The sequence below is a fragment of the Eudoraea sp. genome (assembly GCF_049665975.1).
Lineage (GTDB): Bacteria > Bacteroidota > Bacteroidia > Flavobacteriales > Flavobacteriaceae > Eudoraea.
This window is the reverse complement of the sequence record NZ_JBATGR010000225.1, coordinates 1-8974: the sequence shown is the minus strand read 5'-3', so window position 1 is coordinate 8974 and position 8974 is coordinate 1. Positions and strand designations below refer to the sequence as shown.

The 8974-nt window shown below is 36.7% G+C and carries 9 protein-coding genes; 3 read left to right on the top strand and 6 right to left on the bottom strand.

From position 1 onward, the window contains the following. From WBN20_RS08530 to WBN20_RS08510, 5 genes are all read right to left on the bottom strand, one after another. Nucleotides 1–644, bottom strand: a 644-nt coding sequence (locus WBN20_RS08530; protein WP_424281374.1) for a class I tRNA ligase family protein, incomplete at its 3' end; no start/stop codon positions are given. Between the two features lie 213 nt (nucleotides 645–857). Next, on the bottom strand, nucleotides 858–3287 hold the full coding sequence (locus WBN20_RS08525) for a TonB-dependent receptor (RefSeq protein ID WP_424281373.1): 2430 nt from the start codon (nucleotides 3285–3287) through the stop codon (nucleotides 858–860). Continuing rightward, nucleotides 3271–3990, bottom strand: a complete 720-nt coding sequence (recO, locus tag WBN20_RS08520; protein ID WP_424271759.1) for a DNA repair protein RecO — start codon at nucleotides 3988–3990, stop codon at nucleotides 3271–3273. The genes WBN20_RS08525 and recO overlap by 17 nt, the downstream gene beginning before the upstream one ends. Before the next feature lie 128 nt (nucleotides 3991–4118). Further along, nucleotides 4119–5462, bottom strand: coding sequence for an NADP-specific glutamate dehydrogenase (gene gdhA / locus WBN20_RS08515; RefSeq protein ID WP_424271758.1), 1344 nt, complete (start codon nucleotides 5460–5462; stop codon nucleotides 4119–4121). 103 nt (nucleotides 5463–5565) lie between these two features. Beyond that, nucleotides 5566–6720 (bottom strand): cystathionine gamma-synthase, encoded by a 1155-nt coding sequence (locus WBN20_RS08510; protein ID WP_424281372.1) that lies wholly within the window; start codon nucleotides 6718–6720, stop codon nucleotides 5566–5568. Between the two features lie 87 nt (nucleotides 6721–6807). On the opposite strand from WBN20_RS08510, the gene WBN20_RS08505 reads away from it, so the two are divergent. Continuing rightward, nucleotides 6808–7551: a DUF3298 domain-containing protein gene (locus tag WBN20_RS08505; protein WP_424281371.1), complete on the top strand. Its 744-nt coding sequence runs from the start codon at nucleotides 6808–6810 to the stop codon at nucleotides 7549–7551. Here the strand turns inward: WBN20_RS08505 and WBN20_RS08500 are convergent. Continuing rightward, the gene (locus WBN20_RS08500; protein ID WP_424271755.1) at nucleotides 7548–8021 is read right to left on the bottom strand and encodes a DinB family protein; all 474 of its coding nucleotides are present in this window, start codon (nucleotides 8019–8021) and stop codon (nucleotides 7548–7550) included. The genes WBN20_RS08505 and WBN20_RS08500 overlap by 4 nt on opposite strands. A gap of 114 nt (nucleotides 8022–8135) precedes the next feature. Here WBN20_RS08500 and WBN20_RS08495 point away from each other — a divergent pair, with 114 nt between their 5' ends. Together WBN20_RS08495 and WBN20_RS08490 are read left to right on the top strand one after the other, a co-directional pair. Then, complete coding sequence (locus WBN20_RS08495; RefSeq protein ID WP_424271754.1) at nucleotides 8136–8489, top strand: arsenate reductase family protein; 354 nt, start codon at nucleotides 8136–8138, stop codon at nucleotides 8487–8489. Then, nucleotides 8486–8974: DMT family transporter (locus WBN20_RS08490; protein ID WP_424281370.1), on the top strand; the 489-nt coding region annotated here is incomplete at its 3' end. The genes WBN20_RS08495 and WBN20_RS08490, both read left to right, overlap by 4 nt.

Below are 8974 nucleotides of genomic sequence, written 5' to 3'. Positions count from 1 at the left end.
ATAATTTTAAATTGAGCGGTTACTGTTGTATCGGTTATGTCCTGATAAGTGCCGGGCATATTCAATTCATGAGAACTTAAACCTGTACCTGCTTTTGGCGAATAGGGCTGAATTGTGTATCCCTTATAGATAAGTCCTTTGTCGTAAATCTGTTTTAACAGCCACCAAACAGTTTCCATGTATTTGGGTTTATAGGTAATATATGGGTCATCCATGTCTACCCAATACCCCATTTTTTCCGTCAGATCATTCCAGGCATCTGTATAACGCATTACCGCTTTCTTACAAGCCTCATTGTATTCTTCTACGGAAATCTTTACCCCTATATCCTCTTTTGTTATTCCCAGTTCTTTTTCTACACCCAGTTCTATAGGCAGACCATGCGTATCCCAGCCAGCTTTTCGCTTTACCTGAAAACCTTTCATGGTTTTATATCTGGGAAATAAATCCTTTATGGTTCGGGATATTACATGATGAATTCCAGGCATTCCATTTGCAGAAGGTGGGCCTTCGTAGAAAACATAACTTTCTTGCCCCTCCCTTGTAGTAATACTTTTTTCAAAAATATCCCGGGCCTTCCAAAATTGAAGCGTTTCTTCCCCAACCTTAGATAAATCTAATCCCTTATATTCCGTAAATTTCATACAAACGGTTTCCTTTTGGTATAAATTAAGGCTGCAAAATTAAGGAATTAGAATGAAATTATGGGTCTTTCTCAAAAATGTCGTTCTGTAATAAAAATATCAGATTTTTTACTGCATCCCGGAGCTTCTAAAAGCAATGACAAGGTATATAAGTGAAAATAATATAGAAGTATGCAATAGTTTTTAAATTAATTATTCGGCCTTTTTATAATCTTAAAAACGAAAACTTAATCCTAGAACAAAATTAATTCCTGTTGCGGCAATTCCGGATGAATACGGTCGATATCTTTGATTCGTAATATTCTCAATAGCAAATGTTATTTTCAAAGGATTAGCAATCTGATATTGAGATCTTAAATTTAAAGTATACCAGGAAGGTGAATAAGGGTTTCCATCTGCGTCTTTAGCATAGATATAACTTTTATTTATTTCTGAAATAGCAAGGTCATTAAATGATATTTGACCATTATAATTCAGGAAAAGATCTGTTTTCAACCTTTGGTTCCTCCAAATAAGGTGAAAATCGCCAAAAGTTGGTGGCACATGCCTTGCCGGAGTGTCATTGCCATTTTCGTCCTCTTCCATTCCTTCAGTTAAAGTGAGGTTTGATAAAATAGAGAAATTATCTGAAAGAAATGCCTCCAAACCAAATTCGAAACCATACACATATGCATTGGAAGCATTCTGAATGGCCTGCACATTACTTAATTCCCCATTATAAAGAATTTCTTCTTCCCCGTTAAACAGATAATCTCTTCGAACAAGAGCATCTTTCAGATAAGTATAATATGCCGCCCCTTTTAGTACCACTTTATCTTGAAAGTTCTTCTGAACTCCCAATTCTGCGTTATAGGCATATTCCGGTTTCAAATTGGGATTTGGCACTACCACGGACCCCGGTTCAGAATCAAATATCTTACCTATATCGTCAATATTCGGCGCTCTAAAACCAGTCCCTCCGTTAAGTGTGAACTGCAAGTCCGCCTTAGGAAACCAGCTAAATCCTATGTTTCCTGTCAAAGCTCCATTATTCAAATCTGAATTATCAAAAGGAAAAGGATAGAAAGTTGTATCAAAATCTGCATTAATCCAGACATGGCTGTAGCGAATTCCCGCCAACCAAGTGAAATTTGGTTTAGCTTTCAATTCACTATTCATATAAGCTGCCAGGGTCTGCCAGGTAGAACCATCGGGATACCTTGACTGGCCGGGTTCAACAAATCCGGTTTCAATATTGGTTTGCTGCCCATCCGACCCCACTTTGTTAAAAATATATTCAGCTCCATAATACAATCTTAAATTTCCAATCTTTTTATTTTCAAAATCAATATTTAAGGAAAGAGCATCTATGTTTTCATTTGTTGTATAGCGTATAGAATCCTGAAATTGTCTGTCATTTCGGCTTTCCTTAAAATTTTGATAAGCAGTTGTAATTCTTAAACCATCATAAAACTTACCCCTTCCCTTTTTATAGACCTGTAAATTCCCCATAAACCACTTTTGTGGTCCGTAAAACCATTCTGCCGAGCGCAATCCGGTTCCACTGCTATTTGGTCTTATTAATCTGTCGTATCTGGAATAATCTGAAGTACTTGAATAAAACAATCCTAAATCATAGCTCCAATTATTATTAGGCCTATGGGATATTTTTTGCATAAGATTTATCTGATCATATTCTGTTGGGATTTGGATACGGGGATTTTTATTTTCGGCCAATACATCTAGTCCATTCAATCGCTTTACATATTGTTTTCTGAGATAAGAATCCGGACCATGTTGGCCCATTTTCAAATCATTAAAATTATTATATGAAGCGCTGGTTAAAAAAGCCCATTTATGCAACCCCAGGTTAATATCGAAATGTCCGGTATTTTCATCATTCCCAGAAGCGTATCGATAATTAATATTTCCCGAAATATCTAAACTATCAGTGGTTGAAAATTGTGGCTTATTGGTAATGAAATTCATTACTCCACCAATGGCATCACTTCCGTATATTACAGAACCAGGACCAAAAACAACTTCGGTATTCTTTATGACAAAAGGGTCTATGGATATAATATTTTGAATATTTCCACCCCTAAAAATGGCATTATTCATACGCACCCCATCAACTGATAACACAAGTCTGTTTGTTGCAAAACCCCGAATCATAGGACTTCCGCCGCCTAACTGACTTTTCTGGACAAAAATTTTCCCGCTGTTCTGTAAAAGATCTGCTGAAGTCTGTGGATTTGTAAATGCTATTGCCTGTGCATTAATTGAAACTATTTTTTGCGGTATGTCTTTTTTTTGCTGTTCCCATTTGGAAATAGACATCACCACTTCATCAAGCTGTTCTCGCTTTAAACTAAGATAAACCTTGCCTCCTCTCCTAAGAAGTAGTTGCTTGGTGGATCTTTTGGTCTGATAACTAAGGTGCCTTAAAGTAATACGTTCATTACTGTTAAAAACAGATATGTCACATTTTCCATCAAAATCGGACAGGGCAGTCTTTGACTTGTCATTATTGTAAAGAACTGCATTAATTACTGGTTCCTGTGTTTCCACGTCAAGAATCGTTATTTCCTGACCGGATATAACGTTACTAAAAAGAAATAAAACAAAAAAAACTCCCCTATGCATTTTAGCTAAAAACTTCATTCAAAATGGCAAGTGATCTGGGTTTTTTAAATCCGTGCAAATGTACTTCAAAATAGAGTACAAGCGATTGTAATAGTTCTTGCCTGGCTTTTTTACCCATCCTGACTGTATGAATTCTATCAAAATTTATGCCCAAAAATACTTTAAAGAGTTCGAGAGCTTCCTCTTTGAGAATTGGATTTATGCCAGGGAATTCAATAAACGCACCTTCCACCAAATCAAAATAGGGGTAATTCATTTTCCCGGTATCTGGATAAAATCCCAAATACTTTGATAATCCCAATAGAAAAAACAAGTGAAAATTGCTTATGTTATCGTGTGTGTCCAGCCATTGAAGTGATGCTTCCAGAAAATTGAATAAATCTTTATTTTGCTCTTCCTCAAAGATGCTGTTGACCAACATTTCCGCCAAAAATAAAATCATTGCATTTTTGGCAATATCAGTATGAGCAGTTTGGTATGGATAATTGACTTTAGCATCAATAAGTCTTTCCAGGGTCCCTTTGTTTTTGTGATTCACAACTATTTCCAGTTGCGTTAATGGTTGAAAGTAGGCGGTTTTTAATTTACCTTTTCTGGAGGCTAAGATTCCCTTCAGAAGATACGATTTTAATCCATCTGAAAAGGTAAATGCTTTAACAATTAAACTTGTGTCTCCATACTTTAAAGAAGATAGAATTAAAGCTTTTGTAGTAATTTGCATCTATTGCGCTTAGAATAAAGCAAAGATAGGTTGAATTAACAATAAAAATGGATTGGTAATTACAGGAACTGAGCTTTCACTTTTGAGAAAGACTTAGTTTCAATAATTACCAACCACCTATTTATTATTTAGATCACACCTTGTGCTAGCATGGCATCCGCAACCTTAACAAAGCCAGCAATATTAGCCCCTTTTACATAGTTGCAATATCCGTCATCTTCTACTCCATATTCAATACAGGAATCGTGAATATCTTCCATAATACCACGTAACCGTTCATCTACTTCTTCTCTGGTCCAGCTAATTCTTAAAGAGTTCTGAGACATCTCCAAGCCAGATGTAGCCACACCACCGGCATTAGAAGCTTTACCCGGTGCAAATAAGACCTTTGCTTCATGAAAAGCGTGGATAGCTTCCGGAGTAGAAGGCATATTTGCTCCTTCAGCAATGCACATACAGCCGCAAGCAATTAATTCTTTGGCATCATTTCCGTCCAATTCATTTTGAGTAGCACATGGCAGCGCAATATCACATTTCACTGACCATGGCCGTTTGCCTTCATGATAGGTTGCAGATTTATACTTTTTCACATATTCGGATATTCTACCGCGTTTATTATTCTTGAGATCCATAATAAAAGCTAATTTATCATTGTCAATTCCATCCTTATCATAAATATATCCTCCTGAATCAGATAATGTTAAAACTTTTCCCCCCAATTGTAAAATCTTTTCTGCGGCATATTGAGCAACATTTCCAGATCCTGAAACAACAACCGTTTTTCCTTTAATTTCCTCATTCTTGGTCTTTAACATACTTTGGGCAAAATATACAGTACCATAACCGGTTGCCTCAGGACGAATTTTAGATCCACCCCATGATAACCCCTTGCCCGTAAGAACACCGGTGAATTCATTTCTTATTTTCTTATACATCCCAAAAAGGAACCCAATTTCCCTTGCTCCCACTCCAATATCCCCGGCAGGAACATCTGTGTTAGGACCTATATGCCTGCATAATTCTGCCATAAAAGCATGGCAAAATCGCATAACTTCATCGTCGGATTTTCCTTTAGGATCAAAATCTGAACCTCCTTTTCCACCCCCCATCGGTAGGGTAGTTAAACTATTTTTGAACACCTGTTCAAAAGCTAGAAATTTAAGAATACTGGCATTAACTGATGGGTGAAAACGAAGTCCACCTTTATAAGGACCTATTGCCGAGTTCATTTGTATGCGATATCCTCGGTTTACATGTATCTCTCCGTCATCATCTACCCAGGATACCCTAAAGGAAATCAGTCGTTCTGGTTCCACCATTCTTAACAAAATGTTTTTACCGTAATAGATCTCATGTAGGACTATGTAAGGAATTACAGTGTCTGCTACTTCCTGTACGGCTTGAATGAACTCAGGTTCATGACCATTTCGGGTCCTAACCTCGTGCATAAATGCTTCAATAGTTGTGTTCATAATAGAAATGATTAGCTATAATTATTATTGAATTAAAAATTCAAGCGCAAAATTATATCTTTTCTTCAATTTAAAGTAGCTTTTTTTAAAAATATGATAAAAATTATCCGATTGCCTGTTTCAGGTCAGAAATAAGATCTTGGGCATCTTCAATTCCTACACTAAGTCGAATAAGTGAATCAACAACCCCGCTTTTTTCCCGTTCTTTTTTAGGAATGCTGGCATGTGTCATACTTGCCGGGTGACCCGCTAAACTCTCGACCCCTCCTAATGATTCTGCAAGTGTGAAAACCTTTAGCTTTTCGACAATGGCAATGGCATCCTTAAAACTGCTCCCTTTGGGCACAAAGGATATCATTCCGCCATATGCTTTCATTTGTTTTGTTGCAACCTCATGATTGGGATGATCCTTAAACCCAGGCCAGTATACTTTTTCTATTTTAGGATGTGCAAGTAAATACTCGGCAATGTGTTTCCCGTTTTCACAGTGCCGCTGCATTCTTACATGTAATGTTTTAATTCCTCTAAGCACCAAAAAACTATCCATAGGGCCACAAATGGCGCCGCTGGCGTTCTGAATGAAATATAATTTCTCAGCTAATACCTCATCCTTTACAACTAAAGCTCCCACAACCACATCACTATGCCCTCCAAGATATTTAGTAGCAGAATGCATGACTATGTCGGCCCCTAAATCGAGAGGTTGTTGCAAATACGGTGTTGCGAAAGTGTTATCTACTGCCATTAGCAACTTATTGCTTTTGGCCAATTCTGAAACTGCTTTAATGTCAATAACATTCATCATTGGGTTTGTTGGCGTCTCAACCCAAATTAGTTTCGTGTTTGAATTAATATATGCGGCAATCTCAGATACTTCCTGCATCCCTATGAAGTGAAATTTGATTCCATACTTTTCAAAGATCTGTCGGAAAAGACGATAGCTTCCACCGTAAAGATCATTCGTTGATATCACTTCGTCGCCTGGCCCTAATAGTTTAATAACTGCATCCATAGCTGCTAATCCACTGGCAAAGGCCAATCCGAATTTCCCATTTTCAATACTGGCGAGTGCATTTTCCAATGCACTCCTGGTTGGGTTGGCACTACGGGAATATTCATACCCCATATGCTCGCCCGGACTAGATTGAGCATAGGTAGATGTTTGATAAATTGGGGGCATCACAGCACCATAGGCCTTGTCTGGCTTTTGGCCTCCATGAATTACCTTGCTATTAAATCTTAAGTCTTTTTCACTCATAGTACACAATTATATGCACAAATGTATTGTTATCTTTTGGAGAAACCAATGAATCCTTAGTTTTGCAATAGATCCAAATTCAACTAAATGAAGCATGTATTAAGCGGCCTTTTTTTTCTAACCCTTATTATTGGTTGTCAGGATAGTGGTCATATCACTTTTGAAACCTTAACTCTGGCGAATACTAAATGCAAGGAATGCCCTGAAGTTTTTATTGAAGTACCCAGAGCACTGGGAAATAACAAACTGGCCAAATCCATTAATCGTACTTTGAAAGAAGAAGTTATCTCCAAATTAACTTTTGATGATAAAATTAATGCAGAAACTATTGAGGAGGCCATTGATTCGTTTACAAATGGATATTTTGAATTAAAAAAGATCTATCCTGATGAAACTATTGGATGGAAGGCAAAAATAAATGGAATGGTTACCTATGAGGATAAAGAATTCCTAACTATTGAACTGAAATCTTATTTGTTTACCGGTGGCGCCCATGGTTATGGATCAACAAATTTTTTAAACTTTAGTAAAAAAAGAGGGCAGGAAATGGATGACTGGGAGCTATTTAAAGATAAGGAAGGTTTTAAACAGTATGCTGAAACCCAATTTAGATTACAGCAAGATATCCCGGCAAATACACCCATCAATAGTACGGGGTTTATGTTTGAGAAAGACAGTTTTTATTTACCTGAAAATATTGGTTTTACTGAGAAAGGACTCAAACTATTGTATAATCAATATGAAGTGGCCTCCTATGCCGATGGTCCAATAGAACTGACTCTTCCTTATAAGGATATCCAAAAATTTTTATCTGGGAACGTCAAAACCTAGAAAGCCCCTTCTTTTAACAGAATTTTTTCCAAAGAAAGTATAACTCCAAGGTGCAAGCCTTCATGATATAGATTGTAAGATAAGGCGTCTTCAACATTACGCAATATAACCTTGGTGCTGGTCTTATATTCATTATACTCCTTGAATACCCCATTTTCATAATCCTCCTGGGCCCATTCTGCGGTAGAAAGCAAAAAAGCGGCAATATGATCTAACTCTTCATCCGTGGGACTAATATCGGGCAAGGTCCCTTTTCTGAATTTTTGAACCAGCGAATCATCAATACGCGTAGGGAGATTGCTAAATTTGTAAACAAGTATTTGTTGCGTTGCAACGATATGAGCGATATTCCACCAAATATTATTGCGATAGCCTTCCGGTATTTCAAATAGAAGTTCAGGAGGAGTTCGTTTTAATATTTTGTATAGTATCTTCCTGTTTTGAAGGGTAATGTCAAATATTTTTTCCAATGCGTGCTTTTTTTACGATTAGTAACAAGGTGTTATTAAATAATAAAAATAGCACATTCATTTAAAAATAATTGGCAGTAGTTGTTATAATTTTGAATTCGATAAAAAATAGTCATGAAGAAAATTTATTACTTAAGTAGTTGTGATACCTGCAAGCGTATTTTAAATGAACTGAAACCTCTAGTCGATATTGAGCTTCAGGATATTAAATCAGATCCAATTAACACTGAGCAATTGAAAGTTATGCGAAATTTAGCAGGTAGTTATGAAGCCTTGTTTAGCAAAAGAGCACGCCTATTTAGTGAACGCCAATTAAAACACCAGCAACTTCAAGAAAAGGACTATGAGACGCTGATATTGGAACATTATACATTCTTAAAAAGACCTGTTATTTTGGTTAATAATCAAATATTTATTGGCAATAGCAAAAAGGTAATTGCTAAAGCCAAAGAAACTATTGATTCTTGAGTAAGCGAACTCTCGCCATATTAGCTGCCTTAGGTGCTACAACAATTTATGGATTAAACCATACTATTGCAAAAGGAGTGATGCCGGTATATATTACGCCTTTCGGGTTTATAATGCTTAGGGTATTAGGTGCCACATTCTTGTTTTGGAGTATTTCTTTTTTGGCGCCAAAAGAAAAAATAGAAAGGAAGGACTGGGGTCGGGTAATGCTGTGTTCACTCTTTGGCATGGCAATTAATATGCTGGCATTTTTTAAAGGTTTGGATTTGTCAACTCCCATAAATAGCGCTGTTCTTGTAACTACCACCCCAATAATAGTTGTTGTATTATCTTTTTTTTTAATTAAAGAAAAAATTAGATCGCTCAAAATAGTCGGGATAGTTATTGGTCTTGCAGGAGCCCTTTTTCTTGTTCTTTATGGTAATGAAATTAGACAAGACGCATCAAATATCCCTTTAGGCAATACCCTCTTTTTGCTTAACTCT

Excerpts from the sequence above, each read along its gene's own strand:
- WBN20_RS08510 (WP_424281372.1), bottom strand. The coding sequence starts at position 6,720 with ATGAGTGAAAAAGACTTAAGATTTAATAGCAAGGTAATTCATGGAGGC.
- gdhA (WP_424271758.1), bottom strand. The coding sequence starts at position 5,462 with ATGAACACAACTATTGAAGCATTTATGCACGAGGTTAGGACCCGAAAT.
- WBN20_RS08505 (WP_424281371.1), top strand. The coding sequence starts at position 6,808 with ATGAAGCATGTATTAAGCGGCCTTTTTTTTCTAACCCTTATTATTGGT.
- recO (WP_424271759.1), bottom strand. The coding sequence starts at position 3,990 with ATGCAAATTACTACAAAAGCTTTAATTCTATCTTCTTTAAAGTATGGA.
- WBN20_RS08525 (WP_424281373.1), bottom strand. The coding sequence starts at position 3,287 with ATGAAGTTTTTAGCTAAAATGCATAGGGGAGTTTTTTTTGTTTTATTT.
- WBN20_RS08495 (WP_424271754.1), top strand. The coding sequence starts at position 8,136 with ATGAAGAAAATTTATTACTTAAGTAGTTGTGATACCTGCAAGCGTATT.